16 protein-coding genes are annotated in these 20,075 nt (G+C 42.8%); 1 reads left to right on the forward strand and 15 read right to left on the reverse strand.

Annotated features, from left to right (window positions below; genetic code table 11):
- Positions 1-27 precede the first annotated feature (27 nt).
- From QM847_RS02710 to QM847_RS02775, 14 genes are all read right to left on the reverse strand, one after another.
- Complete coding sequence (locus tag QM847_RS02710) at positions 28-2,244, reverse strand: RelA/SpoT family protein (RefSeq protein ID WP_414353597.1); 2,217 nt, start codon at positions 2,242-2,244, stop codon at positions 28-30.
- A gap of 127 nt (positions 2,245-2,371) precedes the next feature.
- Positions 2,372-3,502 (reverse strand): ABC transporter ATP-binding protein, encoded by a 1,131-nt coding sequence (locus QM847_RS02715; protein WP_142556692.1) that lies wholly within the window; start codon positions 3,500-3,502, stop codon positions 2,372-2,374.
- Between the two features lie 114 nt (positions 3,503-3,616).
- Positions 3,617-4,486, reverse strand: coding sequence for a helix-turn-helix domain-containing protein (locus tag QM847_RS02720; protein ID WP_414353599.1), 870 nt, complete (start codon positions 4,484-4,486; stop codon positions 3,617-3,619).
- Positions 4,487-4,489: 3 nt separating this feature from the next.
- On the reverse strand, positions 4,490-4,876 hold the full coding sequence (locus QM847_RS02725; protein ID WP_075567919.1) for a Mini-ribonuclease 3: 387 nt from the start codon (positions 4,874-4,876) through the stop codon (positions 4,490-4,492).
- Positions 4,869-6,212: a cysteine--tRNA ligase gene (gene cysS, locus QM847_RS02730; protein ID WP_414353601.1), complete on the reverse strand. Its 1,344-nt coding sequence runs from the start codon at positions 6,210-6,212 to the stop codon at positions 4,869-4,871. The genes QM847_RS02725 and cysS overlap by 8 nt, the downstream gene beginning before the upstream one ends.
- A gap of 17 nt (positions 6,213-6,229) precedes the next feature.
- Complete coding sequence (locus tag QM847_RS02735; protein ID WP_414353603.1) at positions 6,230-6,751, reverse strand: dihydrofolate reductase family protein; 522 nt, start codon at positions 6,749-6,751, stop codon at positions 6,230-6,232.
- Positions 6,752-6,913: 162 nt separating this feature from the next.
- Entirely contained in the window at positions 6,914-7,675 is a 762-nt protein-coding gene (locus QM847_RS02740) for a nucleoside phosphorylase (RefSeq protein WP_414353605.1), read from the reverse strand.
- A 35-nt stretch (positions 7,676-7,710) separates the two neighbouring features.
- Positions 7,711-8,328 carry a serine O-acetyltransferase gene (gene cysE, locus QM847_RS02745; protein ID WP_414353607.1) on the reverse strand — a complete coding sequence of 206 codons (618 nt, stop codon included), beginning with the start codon at positions 8,326-8,328 and terminating at the stop codon, positions 7,711-7,713.
- A 14-nt stretch (positions 8,329-8,342) separates the two neighbouring features.
- On the reverse strand, positions 8,343-10,565 hold the full coding sequence (gene pnp, locus QM847_RS02750) for a polyribonucleotide nucleotidyltransferase (protein WP_414353609.1): 2,223 nt from the start codon (positions 10,563-10,565) through the stop codon (positions 8,343-8,345).
- 358 nt (positions 10,566-10,923) lie between these two features.
- Positions 10,924-11,790, reverse strand: a complete 867-nt coding sequence (metF, locus tag QM847_RS02755) for a methylenetetrahydrofolate reductase [NAD(P)H] (protein WP_414353611.1) — start codon at positions 11,788-11,790, stop codon at positions 10,924-10,926.
- Between the two features lie 62 nt (positions 11,791-11,852).
- Entirely contained in the window at positions 11,853-14,102 is a 2,250-nt protein-coding gene (gene metE, locus QM847_RS02760; RefSeq protein ID WP_414353613.1) for a 5-methyltetrahydropteroyltriglutamate--homocysteine S-methyltransferase, read from the reverse strand.
- 579 nt (positions 14,103-14,681) lie between these two features.
- Complete coding sequence (locus tag QM847_RS02765; protein WP_414353615.1) at positions 14,682-15,047, reverse strand: TIGR02328 family protein; 366 nt, start codon at positions 15,045-15,047, stop codon at positions 14,682-14,684.
- Positions 15,031-15,435, reverse strand: a complete 405-nt coding sequence (locus QM847_RS02770; protein WP_414353767.1) for a YbgA family protein — start codon at positions 15,433-15,435, stop codon at positions 15,031-15,033. Before QM847_RS02770 ends, QM847_RS02765 begins: the two co-directional genes overlap by 17 nt.
- Before the next feature lie 40 nt (positions 15,436-15,475).
- Positions 15,476-18,121 carry a DEAD/DEAH box helicase family protein gene (locus QM847_RS02775; RefSeq protein WP_414353617.1) on the reverse strand — a complete coding sequence of 882 codons (2,646 nt, stop codon included), beginning with the start codon at positions 18,119-18,121 and terminating at the stop codon, positions 15,476-15,478.
- Positions 18,122-18,257: 136 nt separating this feature from the next.
- Between QM847_RS02775 and QM847_RS02780 the strand changes: the two genes are divergently transcribed.
- A complete protein-coding gene (locus QM847_RS02780) occupies positions 18,258-18,884 on the forward strand; it encodes a TVP38/TMEM64 family protein (protein WP_250307493.1) in 627 nt (208 codons plus the stop codon).
- 35 nt (positions 18,885-18,919) lie between these two features.
- Here QM847_RS02780 and QM847_RS02785 read toward each other — a convergent pair whose 3' ends face one another.
- Complete coding sequence (locus QM847_RS02785; RefSeq protein ID WP_414353619.1) at positions 18,920-20,074, reverse strand: MFS transporter; 1,155 nt, start codon at positions 20,072-20,074, stop codon at positions 18,920-18,922.
- Between the last annotated feature and the right edge of the window lies 1 nt (position 20,075).

The following is a 20,075-nucleotide window of genomic DNA, read 5'->3' on the forward strand; positions in this document are numbered from 1 at the left end:
AATCCTTTCTAGATCTATCGAGCCAACTTAACCATTGGTCCGTTTGACTGAGTAGACTTCTGGTACACTCTTAATCTTATCAACTACTGTTGTCAGAGTTGAAAGGTTTGAAATCCCAAAAGAAACGTGAATATTTGCAAATTTCATATCCTTGGTAGGCTGGGCGTTTACAGTAGAGATGTTTTTGGTCGTATTTGACAAGACTTGTAACACATCATTCAAAAGACCTGTACGATTGAGACCGTAGATATCAATGTGGGCGATATATTCTTTACTTGAGAATTGATCTTCCCACTCAACATCTAAAAGACGCTGCTCATAGTTTTCCTGCGAACGAAGGTTCATACAGTCAACACGGTGGATGGCAACTCCTCGACCTTTGGTAATATAACCAACAATATCATCACCTGGAACAGGATTACAACATTTGGCAATCCGAATCAAGAGACCTGAAGCACCTTGGATGACAACCCCACCCTCATGCTTAACCTTAAGTGTGTCCTTGTTCTCTACCTTGACTTCGCCACCCTTAACCAACTCTTCTGCTTCTGCCTTAGCTTTAGCACGCTCTTCTTCACGGCGTTCCTTCTCCGTCAAACGGTTAAAGACAGTGATAGCTCCAATTTCTCCAAAACCAATCGCAGCAAAGAGAGATTCTTCTGTCTTATAGCTAGTTTTTTGGAGCACCTCATCCATATGTCGCTTATCCATGAATTTATTAGCTACATAGCCATGTTCTTGAAACTGACTGATGAGCATTTCACGGCCCTTATTGATCGATAATTCTTTGTCTTGATTTTTAAAGAACTGACGAATCTTATTCCGAGCCTTGCTGGTCTTGACCATGGTAAGCCAGTCACGACTTGGTCCAAAGGAATTTGGATTAGTAACAATCTCAACCTGGTCGCCTGTTTTCAATTTTGTAGTAAGTGGAACCATACGACCATTAACCTTGGCACCTGTTGCTTTTTCACCAATCTTGGTATGAATTTCATAGGCAAAGTCAATAGGTCCAGAGTCTTTTGGAAGTGAACGAACAGCTCCATCTGGAGTAAAGACGTAGATTTCTTCTGCTAGGTAATTTTCTTTGACCGTCTCTACGAAATCTTTAGCATCATTGGACTGATCTTGGAGTTCCATCATCTCCTTAATCCAGTTCATACCAATGGCAGATTCTTTATTGTTAACCTGCCCCTTGATTCCTTTTTTATAAGCCCAGTGAGCCGCAACCCCGTACTCAGCAACCTCGTGCATTTCCTTAGTACGAATCTGGAATTCAATAGGGCCTTTTGGTCCATAAACAGTGGTATGGATTGATTGGTAACCATTGGCCTTACGGTTGGCGATATAGTCCTTAAAGCGCCCAGGCATTGGTTTCCATAACTCATGCACATAACCCAACATAGCATAGACATCACTATGAGTCTCTAAGATACAGCGAATGGCAATCAGATCATAGATTTCCTCGAAACGCTTTTTCTTATCTTGCATCTTACGATAGATAGAGTAGATATGTTTTGGACGACCGTAGATTTTCCCTGAGAGGTTTCGTTCGGAAGTATATTCCTCCAACTTGGTCACAACTTCATCGACCAATTCTTCCCGCTCTCTACGCTTCTCCTTCATCATATGTGTAATCTTGTAAAACTCTGTTGGATTGAGATAACGGAATGACAAGTCCTCAAGCTCCCACTTAACACTTGAAATCCCTAGTCGGTGAGCAAGCGGAGCATAGATTTCCATGGTTTCTCTAGAAATTCGTTCCTGCTTATCTTTACGGAGGTGATGGAGAGTTCTCATATTGTGCAAACGGTCAGATAGTTTAACCAAGATAACACGGATATCCTCTGACATAGCCATGAGCATCTTGCGGTGGTTTTCAGCCAGCTGCTCTTCGATAGACTTGTACTCGACCTTCCCTAATTTAGTAACGCCATCAACGATAATGCGAACATCATGACCAAAAACTCTCTCTAAATCATCCAAGCTAGCATCTGTATCTTCGACAACATCATGCAAAAAACCACAGGCAACTGTGACGGCATCTAGCTTGAGTTTAGCTAAGATTCCCGCTACCTGAATCGGGTGAATGATGTAAGGTTCGCCAGATTTACGATACTGACCACTGTGGCATTCAACAGCATAAACCAAGGCCTTATGCACAAAAGCCACATCTTCCTTCGATAAATATTTTTGTGTTAAAGCGACAACTTCATCGCCTGAATAAATTACTTCTTTGGGCATGCATACTCTCCAGTTCTTCCTACCATTTTATCACTTTTTCGACAATAAGAAAACTAGAAGAACCTAGAGCTTTATAAGAAAAACACTGCTAGAAAATTTCTAGCAGTGTTTGATCATTTATTTTATCTTAGTAAACTGTTTTTTCAGTTTCTACATCGAAGAAGTGTGCTTTGTTTAGGTCAAATCCAAGTTCAACTGTTGCACCCGCTTGCAAGTAGTCACGAGCATCAACTTTTGCAACAAACTCGTCTTTACCAACTTGGCAGTATAGGTGAGATTCAGAACCAAGCAACTCTGATACAGAGATAGTTGCTTTAACAACTGATTCTGGGAATGTTTCAAGGAAAGCAGGCTCAGCGTTCACGTCTTCTGGTCGGATACCGAAGATCAATTCTTTACCTTCATAACCTTTTTCACGAAGAACTTTCAAAGCTCCTTCTGGAACTTTCAAGTTAAAGCCATCACCAACGATATGGTCACCGTTCAATTTAACGTTGATGAAGTTCATAGCTGGGCTTCCGATGAATCCTGCTACGAATTTGTTAACTGGGTTTTTGTAAACTTCTTGAGGAGTACCGATTTGTTCAACACGTCCGATAGTACCTGTTCCAGCAGGGTTCTTAGTAGCTGACATGATAACAATACGGTCTGCAAGTGTCATCGCCTCAGTTTGGTCGTGAGTTACGTAGATAGTTGTAGCTCCGATACGACGGTGGATTTTAGCGATTTCAGCACGCATTGATACACGAAGTTTCGCATCCAAGTTTGACAAAGGCTCGTCCATCAAGAACACTTTTGCATCACGGACGATCGCACGACCCATGGCAACACGTTGACGTTGACCACCAGAAAGGTCAGCAGGTTTACGTTCCAAAAATTCTTTCAATCCGAGGATTTCAGCTGCTTCTTGTACACGTTTGTCGATATCTTCTTTACTGTATTTACGCAATTTCAAACCGAAAGCCATGTTGTCGTATACAGTCATGTGTGGGTAAAGAGCGTAGTTTTGGAATACCATGGCGATATCACGGTCTTTTGGAGCTACGTCGTTGACAACCACACCATCGATAGATGCAGTACCTTCTGTGATGTCTTCAAGACCTGCAATCATACGGAGTGTAGTTGATTTACCACATCCTGAAGGTCCTACGAAAACGATAAATTCTTTGTCTTTGATATCCAAGTTGAAGTCTTCAACTGAATAGTGTTCGCTGTTTGGATATTTTTTGTAAATATTTTTAAGATTTAATTCTACCATTGTGGAGAACTCCTTTTTCTTTTTTGATAGTTTTATTATATATGAAAACGCTTTACCATTCTATGGCAAGTTGACCAAAAAACAAAAAAAGTTCTGTGCAACTTGCACAAAACTTTATAGGATATCTGGTAAAATCAGTTGATAACAGAGTGTTAAATCCGTCAAATCCTTTAATTGGAGCCCTGTTAATTCTTCCCATTTATCAATCTTGTACTGGAGAGAATTACGGTGCAAATACAACTGCTGAGCTGTTTTTGTCAGAACCGCACTATTGTCCCAAAGAGACAAAACAATTTCCTGAATCTGATCTTGGTCCTGAATCAACTGACGAAGGTAGTCCTTGATAATTCTAAGGTCAACCTGTTTTTCTCCAAGGCTCCATAGATAGAGTTGAGAAAAAGTCTGAACCCCTTGATGACCTTGACGGCTCCAAGTCTTAAAGAGCTCACGCTCAGCCTTGATTAAGTCTGACAAGGATTGTTGAGCATTCTGTGACCAGACCTGCCCCAACATAATCGACAGACGAAGTCCAAAGTCATACTCTACTGCTTCGAGAGTATCTGATAAGATCGAACGAACAGAGATATACTTATCCTGCTGGAGAACAAAGAGATAATCCTGAGCCCCTACCTGAATCGTAGTCAAGTAATTTGGAAACAGGGTTCGCATCATGTCTAACCAAGAAGAGAGATTCTCCTGTTGGAAATAGGACAGGTGGCAATATACAAGCTGTATTTTCTTGAAAGTTTGAGGTGCTTGACCCTTGCCCTCAATCAAATGGCTATACCAAGGATTGAGCGAGATCGTTTGTTCCTGCTGGGTTAAGAGAGAAACCAATTGTTTTTCACGTTCACTTAGACTAGCTTCCTCCAGCAAAAGCCACTGATTATTTGACAAAGATAGGCAAAGATAAGCTTCTTTGTCTACTGGCTGATCTAAGATTTTACCATCTGGAAACCAATCTAGTAGTTCTTTTGCTAACATATGCTATTCCTCCACTTTTTGGATGCACCAAGAGATCAAAGTTTCTAGGCGATCCATATTTTCAGTCATATGGAGATAACCCATGACAGCTTCAAAACCTGTAGACATACGGTAGGTGACAACATCAGCATTCTTTGCCTTGGTATGGCTATTGGTGTTACGCCCTCGTTTATAGATTTCTTCTTCTTTCTCAGTCAGGACTTGCTCCTCCAACATCAGTGAAATCAAACGAGCCTGAGCCTTGGCTGAAACATACTTAGTAGCCTCTTGGTGGAGTTTATTGGGCTTGGTCATACCTTTGAGGATGAGATGACGACGAATATACATAGAATACACCGCATCTCCTTCAAAAGCTAGGGCAATCCCGTTAATGAGATTGACATCAATCACGTGTCCACCTCACTCCATCCTTGGTATCCAGTAGCTTAATCCCTTGATCAGCCAGCTGGTCTCGGATTTGGTCAGCTGTCACAAAGTCACGATTGGCACGCGCTTCTTGACGTTTTTGAATCAAGGCTTCAATCTCTTCATCCAAAACTTCCTCGATAAAAACAATACCAAAGACCTCTAACATAGCCGCAAGAGCTTCCTTAACCACTGCATCATAGTTACCCGAGTTGATCCATTTGGCCATTTCAAAGACGACTGTGATACCATTTGCTGTATTGAAATCTTCATCCATGGCAGCCACGAACTTATCTTTAAAAGCTTGCAACTCTTGAGAATCTACTTCTCCAGTAAATGGTTGCTCATAGGTGTTCTTTAGATACTTGAGATTGGTCTCGGCATCACGCACAGCCTTTTCCGTAAAGTTGATAGGTTTGCGGTAATGCTGAGTCGCAAAGAAGAAACGAAGCACTTGACCGTCGGTAGTTTTGAGGGCATCGTGTACCGTAATGAAGTTCCCCAAAGACTTGGACATCTTGACATTGTCAATGTTGACAAAACCATTGTGCATCCAGTAGTTGGCAAAAGTCTTGCCTGTCTTGGCTTCCGACTGGGCAATTTCGTTGGTATGGTGAGGAAACTCAAGGTCGGCTCCACCACCGTGAATATCGATGGTATCGCCTAAAATCTCCGTTGACATAACCGAACATTCGATATGCCATCCTGGACGACCAGGCCCCCATGGGCTGTCCCAAGAAATCTCACCTGGTTTGGCAGATTTCCAAAGGGCAAAGTCTACAGGATTTTCCTTGCGAGCTGTTTCTTCGTCTGTCCGACCTGAAGCACCTAACTCCAAGTCTTCTAGGGTTTTATTGGCTAACTTAGCATAGTTGTGGGATTTTTCCACACGGAAATAGACATCGCCCTGACTCTCATAGGCATAGCCTTTTTCAATCAGGTCTTCCACAAAACGGATAATGTCAGCCATAAACTCGACTACTCGTGGATGACGGGTAGCAGGCTTGACGCCCAAGGCCGTAACATCCTCACGAAATGCAGCGATATACTTGTCAGCTACTTCTTGAGGTGTGATGCCTTCTTCTTTGGCACGGTTGATAATCTTATCATCCACATCGGTAAAGTTGGAAATATAGGCAACCTCATATCCACGGTACTCAAAGTAGCGACGAATGGTATCAAAAGCCACCGTCGAACGGGCATTCCCCACGTGGATATAGTTGTATACCGTAGGCCCACAGACATACATCTTAACCTTACCGTCCTCGATTGGGACAAATTCTCGCGAATCACGAGACATGGTGTCGTAAATTTTAATCATGCGGTCAACTCCCTTCTCTATTTCTGACTTTTTCGGCTGAAAAACAGCTCTGCAAAAGGGCCAAATTGTCTGAGGCTATCCAGTTGGTAAAAGCGCTGCCCTTCATCTTGGGTAAAGAGTGGAACCCCCTTTCCCAGGATAAGGGGCGCTATCTGAATAATGAGGTGGTCGAAAAGATCCGCATCCAAGAGCGGTCCTACCAAGGAATTACCACCAATCACAAAGACATTTTTGCCTTTGTCAATCTGGTGAACAAAGTCCACCACATCCCCAGCTACTGTCTGGTAATTGCTGACAGGAAGGTGCCTATCATGCGTAAAGACATAGTTTTCCGTAGCTTGATAAAAACTTTCTACATCTTGCAAATCTTGGATTTCCTCAAAGGTCCGCTTGCCCATGATGGTGATATCCATTTGTCTGTAAAAGTCATCATAGCCTGTATCCTCTACAGAATCAAACTGATGCAGCCAGTCTATCCTGTGCTGGCTGTCTGCCAAGTAGCCATCCATGGTGATACAGCCGTAAAAATATACTGCCATTCTTGTAGTTCCCTTTCTAGTTCTGCTTCGCCTTCATTTAGCGGGATAGACCCAGATGATTAGACCTAAGCTAATCAAAGTATTCAGCAAAATCCTTGCTGGACAAGGAAAATAAGCCAGACAACAGTAATTCCAATTCGTACCTATTAGTAGAGAGTAGTTTCAATCCAGCTCTCTGGCAATTACTAAGGCTATCTCAAAGAAAGTCATAGCATCTGCTTTTCTTTGTTCGCGTCTGGCATCCCACTCATGATTGTGATGGTCGACATAGTCAGCTGTATAGAAAAATTGATAGACCTTGGCTTGTCGATATTGGGCCCAGGCCATGATAGCCGAAGCTTCCATATCTACAACTCTAGCTCCTGCTTCAAGTCTTCGTTTGACCTTAGCAGCTGTCTCACGATAAAAGGCATCTGTGGTCCAAGACTTTGTTCGAATATGCTCAACACCAGCTTTATCCAAGGCGTTTTCCATAGTTAAGAGTAGAGATCGCTCATAGGCTATTTCATCACTTGCTGGAGCATAGTGATAACTAGTACCTTCATCACGTAAAGCCGAACTTGGTAGGATAATCTTATCTGCTTGAATAGACTGGTCTAGAACTCCGCAAGATCCCAAAACAATAAAATTCTTAAATCCTCTTGCTTTTAGTTCTTCTAAGAGTCCAACAACCATTGGAGCTCCAATAGTAGCCATAGAAACTGCTACCTTACTCCCATCTTTTTCATAGATATACCATGGCAGTTTGCCATTTAGATTGGTAAGATAGCCACCTTCGTAAACACCTTCTATCTGCTTTACTCGTTCAAGGATTTCTCCATTAAAAGACAAGATAATGGTATCACAAACTTCTCCACCACTAAGGAGGCTTCGATCAGTTGGCTCGATAACAGCAGGTACATTTTCAAATTCTTCTAATAGCATCGACCTAACCTCCTAAATTAACGAATCACTTCTCCTTACAAACCAGACGACCTGTGACTGGCTTCTCTAGCATGCTCGAGTTTATTGACGTAATATTCACGTTTTTCTTCGACTTCGTGAATGGTTGGTTCATCCTTTTGCCCGTGAACACGAACAATCTTAGCTGGAATGCCGACAACCGTTACATCACTAGGAACATCTGCTACAACGACCGCTGCAGCACCTACTTTAGCATTTTCACCGATTTCTACAGGACCGATAACCTGGGCATGAGCAGAAATGAGCGCTCCTTTACGAACAGTCGGATGGCGTTTGCCACTATCCTTACCTGTCCCACCAAGGGTTACTCCATGATAGAGAAGGACACCCTTCTCAACAATCGCTGTCTCCCCAATCACAAGTCCTGCCCCATGGTCAATGAAGACGCCTGATTCAATCTGAGCTCCTGGGTGAATCTCTATCTGAGTCCAAAAACGCCAAAACTGGCTGTGCATACGAGCTAAAAGCTTAAAGCCATGTTCCCAGAGAAAATGAGAGAGACGGTGGGCAGCCAAGGCTTTCACACCAGGATAGGTCAAAAGAACCTCCAAAGTGGTGCGAGCCGCTGGATCATTTTCTTTTACGATATCAATGGTTTCACGCCACCATCCCATACATTTCTCCTTTCTTATTCTGAGTCTTTTGGTGTTTCAGTAAATTCTTTATTTGGTTTGTGGTCCTTGTGATGGTGACGAGGACGATCGCCATGACGATGACCTTTATCCCCTTTTTCTTCTGAACGTTCAGGTTTTGGTGGACGTGGCAAGAGTGCCTTCATAGAAGCATCTACACGACCTTTTTCATCGATCTTGATAATCTTAACATCCACAAAATCACCAATTTGAACTAAATCTTCTACATTATTGGTGCGAGTCCAAGCCATTTCAGAGATATGAACGAGGGCATCAGTCTTGTCAAAGAGGTTGACAAAGGCACCAAATTTCTCGATACGAACAACTTTGGCATGGTATACTTCATCCACTTTAGCTTCACGAACCAAACCGGCAATGATTTCTTTGGCACGGTTAATGGCATCTTGGTCGCTAGAGTAGATAGATACATTTCCTTCTTCGTCAATATCAATCTTAACGCCTGTTTCAGCGATAATCTTATCAATCGTTTCTCCACCCTTACCAATGACAATCTTAATCTTGTCAACATCAATCTTGATGGTATCAATTTTCGGAGCAGTTGGAGCCAATTCTGGACGAACTTCTGGAATGGTTGCCTCGATCACATCAAGGATTTCAAAACGAGCTTTCTTGGCTTGAGCCAAAGCTTCTGTCAAGATTTCTGCAGTAATCCCTTGGATCTTGATATCCATTTGAAGGGCTGTAATCCCATCACGAGTACCTGCAACCTTAAAGTCCATATCTCCAAAGTGGTCTTCCAAACCTTGGATATCTGTCAATACTGTATAGTTGTTTCCATCTGAAATGAGACCCATAGCAATCCCTGCTACTGGTGCCTTGATTGGCACACCACCAGCCATAAGGGCAAGTGTTCCCGCACAGATAGAAGCTTGAGAAGATGAACCATTTGATTCCAATACTTCTGCTACCAGACGGATAGCGTATGGGAATTCTTCCAAGCTTGGCAATACTTGAGCAAGGGCACGCTCACCAAGAGCACCGTGACCAATTTCACGACGACCTGGCGCACCGTAACGTCCTGTTTCCCCTACAGAGTATTGTGGGAAGTTATAGTGGTGCATAAAGCGTTTCTTGTGTTCTGGATCTAGACCATCGATAGTTTGTGCTTCACCCATTGGTGCCAAAGTCAAGACAGAAAGGGCTTGCGTTTGTCCACGAGTGAAGAGACCTGAGCCGTGTACACGAGGTAGGAAGTCAACGACTGCATCCAAAGGACGAATTTCATCAACCTTACGACCATCAGGACGAACCTTGTCTTCTGTAATCAAACGGCGCACTTCTGCGTGTTCCATTTGTTCCATAATTTCAGCCACATCACGCATGATACGGTCAAATTCTTCGTGGTCTGCATATTTTTCTTCGTAAACTGCTGTAACTTGGTCTTTGACTGCTTGAGTTGCAGCTTCACGAGCCAATTTTTCTTCAACTTGGACAGCTTTTTGAAGGTCGCTATTGTAAGCTGCGATGATTTCAGCTTGTAAGTCAGCATCAACATGAAGCAATTCTACTTCTGCTTTTTCTTTACCTACCGCCGCAACGATCTCTTCTTGGAAGGCAATCAATTCTTTGACAGCTTCGTGTCCTTTAAGAAGAGCTTGTAGCATGATTTCTTCTGACAATTCTTTAGCACCAGACTCTACCATGTTGATAGCGTGCTTAGTACCGGCTACTGTCAATTCAAGAAGAGAGCGCTCTGCTTGTTCTTGAGTTGGGTTGATGATGATTTCACCATCGACATAACCTACTTGTACTCCAGCGATTGGTCCGTCAAATGGAATATCTGAGATAGACAAGGCCAATGATGAACCAAACATAGCTGCCATTGGTGCCGATGCATTTTCATCGTAAGAAAGAACTGTATTGATCACTTGTACTTCATTACGGAAACCTTCTGCAAACATTGGACGGATTGGACGGTCAATCAAACGCGCTGTCAAAGTCGCATCTGTTGAAGGACGTCCTTCACGTTTCATAAAGCCACCAGGAAACTTCCCAGCTGCATACATTTTTTCTTCGTAGTTAACTTGGAGCGGGAAGAAGTCCCCAGTTGCCATCTTCTTAGACATAACGGCTGCAGTCAAGACAGTTGACTCACCGTAACGAACGACAACAGCGCCATTTGCTTGCTTAGCAACCTGACCAGTCTCTACGATTAACTCACGACCCGCAAAAGTCGTTTGAAACACTTGTTTTGTCATTTTAATCCCCTTTGGATTGATAAAATTATACGCCTTGCCTACAAAGATCAAGATACTAAGGCCGTCAAAAGCAAAGTAAAAATAGGAAACTGGCGAAGTCTTCGATGAAGACAAGACAGTTTATCTTTTTTACACGGCTTTTCGGCCGGGTTCAATTCATCAAGATACAAATCATTAAAAAGGATTGATGCTAAAGCATCTAAGCCTTGCAGTTTGAATGCATTGTATTATTTTATACCCTCATCTTTGTATCAAGTACGTACAGAGTCTATTCTATCATATTTTTCTTAAAAAGTACGGGCTTTTCTACAAAAAAAGGAACCATTCTTCTCATCAGAAAAGAATGGTTTGCTTTTTATTATTTTACAGGCTGATGGTTAAACAAGGCATGGGTTGCTTGATGTATGTACTGAGCCGTATCTGCATTGTTCATAGTGTAGAGATGCACACCTGCAACGTCTTGCGTTACCAAGTCCACGATTTGGTCTACGGCATAGGCAAGTCCTGCTGCTCTGAGTGACTCAGGGTCATTCTCATACTTGTCTAAGATAGCCTTAAACTTACGTGGGAGATGGATATTCTCACAAGTCTTCAAAAGACGAAGGGCTTGGTTACGGTTGAGGATTGGCATAATCCCTGCATGAATGGGCACATCAATTCCAGCCAAGATACACTTGTCTTGGAAATCGTAGAAACGCTCATTGTCAAAGAAAAGTTGCGTTACTAGACTAGAGCATCCCGCATCCACTTTTTTCTTGAGATTTTGGATATCTGAGATTTGGTTTGGAGAGTCTGGATGTCCTTCAGGATAACAAGCACCAATGATATCAAAGTGTGAGGCCTGTTCCTTGATGAACTCAATCAAGTCTGTCGCATAACGGAAATCCTTCTGTGGTTCAACACCTGGAATGATATCTCCACGAAGGGCCAAAATCTTCTGTACGCCAACCTTGTCCAAATCTCTAATGGTTTCAGCAACCTTGTCCTTGGTTAAGTAAATGGCTGGCAAGTGAGCAATGGTCTTAATATTCAAGTCATTCTGAATATAGTCAGCCAAACGAACCGTCGTCTCTTTGATATTAAATTTATTATTACTTGCAGTCACACTGATGAAGTGTGGTGCTAAATCCTGCATATTTTGGAGTGCAGAAATAATTTTATCATTGCCTACTTCTGGGTTTGGAGGAAAAACTTCAAATGAGAGTGACGGTGTTTGACGTGACATATATATTAACCTTTTCTAGTTGATTTCTTACTGATCAACCATTGTAGGGGAGAAATGGATTCTTACAATTTCTCACGAGCAGCTTTAGCTGCTTCTACAAGGCGGATCAAGCTTTCTTTCGTTTCTGGGATACCACGTGTTTTCAAACCACAGTCAGGGTTGATCCATACTTTCTTGCTTGGAACTTTCGCAAGGATAGCTTCGATTGTGTGGTCGATTTCGCCTTCGTTAGGCACACGAGGTGAGTGGATATCGTAAACTCCAGGGCCCACTTCTGTCTGGAAGTTTTGAGCTTTGAGTTCATCCAAGATTTCAAGGTTTGAACGGCTAGCTTCAAATGAGATAACATCCGCATCCATATTGTCGATAGCTTTGATGATATCTGTGAATTCTGAGTAACACATGTGAGTGTGGATTTGTGTGTCTGGTGCTACTGTTGAATGTACCAAGCGGAAGGCTGGAATAGCCCAGTCAAGGTAGTCTTCGTACCAGTCACTACGACGGAGTGGCAATTTCTCACGAAGAGCAGCCTCGTCGATTTGGATAATCTTCACTCCTGCAGCTTCAAGGTCAAGAACTTCATCCTTGATTGCAAGAGCGATTTGAAGAGTAGAATCCTTAATAGAGAGGTCTTCACGTGGGAATGACCAGTTAAGGATGGTAACAGGTCCAGTCAACATACCTTTAACAGGTTTGTCCGTACGGCTTTGTGCGTAGCTAGACCATTTCACAGTGATTGGGTTGAGACGAGTCACATCACCCCAGATGATTGGCGGTTTAACCCCACGCATACCGTATGATTGTACCCAACCATTCTTAGAGAAGAGGTAACCTGACAAGTTTTGACCGAAGTACTCAACCATGTCATTACGCTCGAATTCACCGTGAACAAGCACGTCAAATCCAACTTCTTCTTGCCATTTAATCCATTCGTCGATTTGCTCTGCCAAGAACTTATCATACTCTTCCTGAGTCAATTCACCCTTACGGAAGGCCAAACGTTTGGCACGAACTTCCTTAGTTTGAGGGAATGAACCGATCGTTGTTGTTGGAAGAGCTGGAAGTTTGAATGCTTCTTCTTGGATTGCTTCACGTTCAGCAAAGGCTGGCAAACGAGTGTAGTCTGCGTCAGTCAATCCAGCGATACGTGCACGAAGTTCAGCATTTTCACCAACACGTTCAGTCGCAAAGAGTTCTTTGTTTGCTGCAAGAGCTTCTGCACCTTGACCGTTGCGGATAGCATCCAAATCACGGATTTCATCCAATTTTTCAACTGCGAAAGCAAAGTGGTTCAAGATAGCTGGTTCAAATTCTTCGTTAGCAGTTGTAAATGGCACATGAAGAAGTGAGCATGAGCTAGTCAAGACGATGTTTTCAGCTGGGATTTGCTCAAGAATAGCCAAGCTCTTTTCGTAATTGTTGCGCCAAATGTTCTTACCATTGACAATACCTGCATAGAGAGTCTTGTCAGCTGGGAAGCCACCTTTAACAAGTTCAAGTGTTTTCTTACCTTCAACGAAGTCAAGACCGATCGCATCTACTGGCAATTTCACAAGGTCATCATAGACGTCACGAACGTCTCCGAAGTATGTTTGAAGCAAAACTTCAAGACCTTTTTTGTCAGCCAAAAGCTTGTTGTAGATGTTCAAGAATAGGGCTTTTTCTTCTTCTGTCAAATCTTTGACAAGAGCAGCTTCGTCGAGTTGGATACGAGTTGCACCAAGTTCAGCCAATTTTGCAAAAACTTCTTGATAAGCAGCTACAAAGCTATCTACGAAGTCTTCTGCTTTCACGCCTTCTTCAAAGTCTGACAATTGAAGGAACGTGAATGGACCTACAAGGACAGGACGAGTGTTAAGTCCAAGTTCTTTTGCTTCTTGGAACTCATCAAAGATCTTGTGACCAGCCAATTTTACTTGAGTGTCTTTTTCAAATTTAGGAACGATATAGTGGTAGTTAGTGTTAAACCATTTTTTCATCGGAAGGGCACGAACATCCCCTTTTTCACCTTGGTAACCACGAGCCAAAGCAAAGTAGCGCTCAAGTTCTGATAATTCCAAGTTTTGAACAGATGCAGGAACTACGTTGAAAAGGAAGGCAGCATCTAGGAAGTTGTCATAGTGAGAAAAGTCATTTGATGGGATTTCAGTGATGCCTTTTTCTTTTACAATGTTCCAGTGTTTTGCACGCAATTCTTTAGCCGCAGCCAAAAGTTCTTCTTCTGAGATTTCTTTTCTAAAGTATTTTTCAGTTGTAAATTTTAATTCGCGGAATTCACCCAAACGAGGGAAACCGATAATTGTAGTTGACATGTTTTGTCCTCCAAAAATTGTTGTTGAAACTATCTTAACAGAAAAGAAACTGTCTGTATAATTGTAAAAAATTAGGCTTTGATATAGTTTCAAACTATATCTCGATTTAGAACATAAAAAAAGATTTGGAGAAGATTCCCCAAATCCTTTGATAGATATAGATTAGTAACCTTTCAAGGTTGCTATGTTCTTCGCAAAAAATAGTGAATTGAAAGCTACCTATGGCTTGCTATTAGAAAAGACTATAGGTTGATTTTTATTTTGTAATTCTGATATTTCCCTTAGAAAGTGCGGACGGGAGCAAATTACTTCGTAATTTCATCCCTAATTTTTGAGCCAGAGTGTCTCAAAAATCCCGTTCTAGCTAATAATAAATTGTTATCTAGAATACCACTATAGCGGGAAATATCTTCTAAAAGCTCACTTCGTTCGCCCTTGTCCTTTAAATAGAATACACAACTTATTAAAAGTAAATCGTAACACTCATAAAAAGAAGACCTTAGAATCATTCTAAAGGTCTCATTTTAATTATTCGAAAAAATTACTAAAAGAGTTATAAAGTGGAGCTAATCCATACTCTTACTCCAGCTCAATCCCCTTGTCACGGAGATTAGCCAGACACTCTTCATAGTAGGTAGCATCATGTTCGCTATAGATAGGACTATTCAGCTTTTCCTCAGCTAAGTCTTGATAAGGAGGGCAAGTCTTGCCTCGGTAGTTCTTGTCTAGCCACTCTGGACTGACATTGTAGCCACGGTCAGCCATCTCCTCCATGATCAAACGATGATAGGCATAGAGACGATAGGGCGAGTGGGTAAAGACATAGTCAACCGTCGCATGCTTTCTGCCCCAGCCATTGCCACGCAGGGCGCAACACTCTCGATGTTGTCCCAAGAGCTGCGGACGGGGAAGTTGTGGTATCAAATCCTCATGCCAAAGTCTCATGGGAGTCTCCTTTCAACAAGGTCGAATCTTGCAGATAAGCATTTGGGTAACGCTCAAGCAAATCTCTAGTTCTAGCAATCAAGTCTTCCTTGGAAGCTTGACCAAAGCGATAGCGATCCAATAAGAGCATATAGTCCTTGCGCTCATCAAGGCTGGCTTGCTTTTTAAAATAGCCCCAAATATGCTGAAAAGCGTTGCAAACCTGACCCCTGTGTTCTGGAATCTGGCAGGCACGATCAATCATCTCTTGAACCTGACTCAGTTCCACTACTTCTTGCTTGAGATACTGGCGAATATCCTTGTAAATATTGCTAGAATGGCTCAAAATAAGGTATTTATTTTCCGCCCAGAGTTGCTGACAAAGGGCACGTTGGTTGTTATTATTCATATCTGACATTATACCATGTTTGAGTCAAAAAGTACTTTTTCTATTTCAAAGCACTTTTGACCTTTTTCTTGGTAATGATGCGGTCGTTTTTGTTGGCTAGGGATTTGAGTCTGGCTTCGAGCAGGATTTTTCTGCCTGCTTCGTTGCGGGTGTAGACGAGTTGGTAGTTGCCTATATGTGGTGCGACGGCATTTTGGAAGAGCTGGGCATCTTCCTTGCGTTTTTCAAAGAGGCTAGGGACTATGAAATACTTGGATTGGCCGGCTGGTGCTTTTTGAGCTACTAAGAGGTAGCGTTGATTGTCCACTGGCGCAAAGAATTCTCCTAAAACCCTTGAAAAGAGCTCCTTGTCTCGCATGCTTCCACCTTTTAGATAGGCAAAGACATTAAAACTTTCCTTGTCCTCATCGACCTGCACGCGCGACTGGTCATCAGACAAATGCCCTGCAGTCACCATGACTTTGCGAATAGCTTCACCGATCTGGCGCAAGCGTTTATAAGGACTCTTGTAGCTGTAATAGCGAAAGGCTGTAATGGCTAGGAAGAGGCCACAAAGAGCTGTCAACCATGGCAAGTCAAAGAGGGTTAGTCTAAAGACATAGGTTAGGAGACTAATGGCAAATACCATAAAAGCATAGCGAAGCCACTTTTCAGCATCCGCTAGGGCAAGCAGAGGGATTCGTTTGCTATCCGTCGCTACTTCATTGACAATCTCAATCTTGTCAGCAACGATGAGAGATTCCTGCCATTTTTTACGAAGGGAGGCACGATCCTTGGATAGTTCCTTGATCTTCTCGTTGTAGTCTTCGAGTTTCTTTTTCTTAAATGGGAACTCAGGAAAGTTTAAGCGATCCAGACCTGTTTCAATGGTATCTTCCTTATAGGACAAGCCAAGGAAGTGGTCCATACGACGGGCAAGGGTTTGCAGGTCCTGATATGGATTGAGGTCTTGTTCTTCTTGATTTTCATTAGAAAAGGCTGGATTTTTGTAAGGTTTGATGGCTACTAGATGCCAGATATTGCTGGTCTTATCTGGATGTCCTGGCCAGATACGGATAGCACGGCCTCGCATCTGATTGCTGAGCATAAAGCTTCCGACAAAACTTCCTAGAATGAGAGAGTTGACGCAAGGCGCATCCCATCCTTCTCCCAAGAGAGACTTGGTTCCGACCAAGACCTGGATAGAACCACGTTGGAAGAGCTCGGTCACTGCTGCGACCATCCCCTTAAAGCTGGATGGAAATCCTACTTGGAGATAGGCGCCTTGGTCGAGTTTTCCGATGGATGAGAAGGTCAAGTTAGTATTTGGGATGAGAGCTTCCAGTTCTGCCTTGACACTAGCCGGTATGATCACGACACTACCTGAAAGGACTGCTATAGGGACAGCAAGACCTTGTTTTTTCGCACTGCGGCGAATGATTTCAAAGTATGGGAGAACACCTAATTGCGTGATTGGTGCTTGGTCATCTCCTAGATAACTGGCAAAATCCTTGCGGATATAGTCCGCTAAGACTAACTGTCTCAAGTCTTGCCCTAGACTAGCATACTCGGTTTCAAAAATAGATGCGATGCCAGCCAGTTTTCCTAGAGATTGATTGAGGATTTGGTCATTGGCCTTGGATTTGACCAAGAAGACCTGACGTTTTTCAATCAATCCTCTTGATTTCAATTCTGCTTCTATCTTTTTCTTTGTCTCCTGTGGATCCTCATACCAGTCGGGTGTCTGATAGAGAAGGCCTTGCAAGAGGACTTCGAGCCAGTAGTAATTAAGAGCAGGCAAGCCCTCAGCACCTAGTAAATCTCGTAGATGCTTAGGAATTTCTAGCTTTTGAGCCTGTAGATAAATGAGGAGAGCTGAGAGATACTTGGGATCTTCGAGGAGCATATCCGCAGCGATTTCCCCTTTTAGAACCTTGGAACTCTTAATCAACTCTTGAAAATCAGGATCAACCACTAGTTGGCTGACATACTGCCACTTGGTGTCCTCAAATTCTTCCAGGCGCTTGTCTTCTTCCTTGGTCGGAAAACAGATATAGACAAAGTCCTGGTGAGGGCAGAGGGTGTCTTCCTTGACCAGTTCTGGCACTGTGATTTCTTGGTCGATCTCGCCACACATCTGGAGATAGCGATCCCAGAGTTCTGGCTCACTGTCATATGGCGGTGTTGCAGTGAGTGAGATGACTTGTAGTTGCGGGTAATTTTTACGGAAATCTTCTAGGCTTTTCCACCATTCATTTCTCAAGTGATGGCATTCGTCCAGGCAGAGGGTTTCGACACCCCTTTCCTTGAGTCTGGCAAGCAGGTCAAAGCCTACAAAGTCCTCAACCTCACCGTTATCTTCTTGAGATTGCATCTGTTGCATAGCACTGTGAAAGGCTTGGTAGGTAGCGATGGTGATTTGCTTCATGTCCTTGAGATTTTGAGACACGAGACTTGTGATCTGGTTCTCATCCTCTAAAAAGGCCTGACGAATCCTATCCACCCATTGTTCTCGGATGGTCACTGTCGGTACCAAAACGAGAGCTGGCTTATCAAAGCGGGCAATCAACTCAATCCCAATAGTTGTTTTACCAGAACCTGGAGCTGCCACCAAGTGGACATGGCCATCTGCTTGGTATTCCTGAAAGTTGTCCAAGACTTGTTTTTGGTAGTTGCGCCAAGTGCCATTAAACTTCAATCCTAACATGATTTTCCTCATTCTAAGCTGTCATTTTCTTATTCCCATTTTACCATACTTGAGGCAAAGTCACACAAAGTCTCCTATATAGTCTTTCTACTCAAAATATGGTATAGTAGATTTATACTATTTAAGAGGAGTTTACATGTCATCCGATAAACAAATGAAGGCTATTTCTCCCCTTCTGCAGCAAGTCATCCATTTTTCATCCATAGCAGGTGGAGTTGGTACGATTATCTTTTGTATCTGGGCCTATCAAGCTGGGATTTTACATTCCAAGGAAACCCTCTCTGACTTTATCCAACAGGCAGGTATCTGGGGACCTCCACTCTTTATCTTTTTACAGATTTTACAGACAGTTGTTCCTATTATCCCTGGTGCTCTGACATCTGTTGCGGGTGTTTTCATCTATGGGCATATCGTGGGTACTATCTATAACTACATTGGTATTGTCATTGGTTGTGCTATTATCTTTTACCTAGTCAGACTCTATGGTGCCCCCTTTGTCCAATCAGTCGTCAGCAAACGGACCTATGATAAGTATATCGGTTGGTTAGACAAGGGCAATCGCTTTGACCGTTTCTTTATCTTTATGATGATTTGGCCAGTTAGTCCTGCAGATTTTCTCTGTATGCTGGCTGCCCTGACCAAGATGAGCTTCAAACGCTATATGACTATCATCATCTTGACAAAGCCTTTTACCTTAGTGGTTTATACCTATGGTTTGACTTATATCATCGATATTTTTTGGCAGATGCTTTCTAATAAATAAAAAAACTCAAGGAACTTATATCCTTGAGTTTTTTGTTAAACTTCTTTTTTCAATAAAATAGAAACAATGACTGATGTTGCAATCATCCATGCTCCTAAGATAATAAAGGTCAATCGACCATCTGTAGTCACCAAGCCAATCCCTGAAAGAACGAAGGGTGTTAATGATGCTCCAAAAGAACATCCCAAAACAGCGAATGAAGTTGCTTTATTGAGGAGTTTTGCAGGAATTCGCTCAGATATCAACTGAAAGACTGTCGTCAGAGCGATGCTGTAGGCAAATCCTCCCAGGATAGAACCTGCAACCACCACCCAGAGTGATGGGGAAAGAGCAATGATGATTTGCCCGATCCCAAAAGTGACACCAGCGACCAATAGAAGTTTTTCCTTGAAGGCAGAGATGAGGAATGAAAAGCTGATTCCTGCTAAAATACCGATCAACTGCATGGCACTAAGGACCAGACTAGACAACTGAGCATCTCCAAAACCTGCCTCAATCATAAAACTAGGGATACGGAAGGTGATGGCCGTATTTGTACACACGACGACAGCAGCACCAATGGCAAGGAAGAAAATCAGCTGTAGCATGGAGCGAGTTAGTTTGGCTGCTTCTTCTGTCTGATGCTTGGACTCATGAGCTTCTCCTTTTCCATAAGGTACAAAGAGAAGAAAGAGTACAAGAACTACTAGACCAGCTGCATAGGCTAGGAAGGTTGCTGTCCAGCCAAATGCCAAGAGTTGACCAACTGCCAAGGTTAAGATGGATGCTCCTACGACTTCGGCTGACCCACGAAAACCAAGCATTTGGATACGAGTTTTGCCGTGATAGCGTTCACTGATGATCGAAATAGCCTTGGCATTGAGCATCCCAACTCCAAGCCCAAATAGCAAGCGTGTCGCAAAAACAAAGTAATAGCCCTGATACCAGAAGGGAGCGATTCCGCTGATTGACAAGATCAAAAGTCCCAAGGTCAACTGGAGGCGTTCAGGGAAAATACGCTCAAGAACACCATTCAATAAAAGCATAGCCATAATCCCAAAGGATGGGAGGCTGACCAAGAGCTCGACCTGACCTGTCGAATAGCCCTGATAATAGTCGAACATAGCTGGCAGAGCACTTGAGATTGAAAACGATGTGATCAATACTAGTGACAGGGAGAGTATACTCAGCTTTTCCAAAAATTGTTTCATC

Origin of the sequence: Streptococcus timonensis (assembly GCF_047463455.1) — a bacterium.
Classification (GTDB): Bacteria; Bacillota; Bacilli; order Lactobacillales; family Streptococcaceae; genus Streptococcus; species Streptococcus timonensis_B.